The 348-nt window shown below is 44.8% G+C and carries 1 protein-coding gene; it reads right to left on the reverse strand.

The features are described from left to right. Nucleotides 1-43: 43 nt before the first annotated feature. Nucleotides 44-348 (reverse strand): class I SAM-dependent methyltransferase (locus N1078_RS19515; RefSeq protein ID WP_274089715.1); only part of this gene is annotated, 305 nt, incomplete at its 5' end.

The raw sequence follows: 348 nt of genomic DNA on the forward strand, positions 1-348 counted from the left end.
TCCTGTTATTAATTGTCCTGAACCCGTTACCGCGCAAATTGGGTTAACGGTATTGGGCTTTTTCAAGGCGTACTTGCACCACGCCAATGGTTTTTTCCAAAAATCCTGCTTCACAGTACGCAAAATAAAAATGCCACAAACGCATAAACGCATCGTCATAGCCGAGTGCCTTGAGCTGCGGTAGCGCCTGCATAAAATTATAGCGCCAATCAATCAAGGTACGCGCATAGTCGTAGCCATAATCAACCAATGACGTTACTTGCATATCGGTATGGTCACGCGCTTGGCTGAGAATTTCACTGTTAGACAATAAACACCCGCCTGGGAAAACATGGGTTTGGATAAAAT

The organism is Pseudomonas sp. MIL19 (genome assembly GCF_028680365.1).
Taxonomy (GTDB): Bacteria; Pseudomonadota; Gammaproteobacteria; order Pseudomonadales; family Pseudomonadaceae; genus Aquipseudomonas; species Aquipseudomonas spirodelae.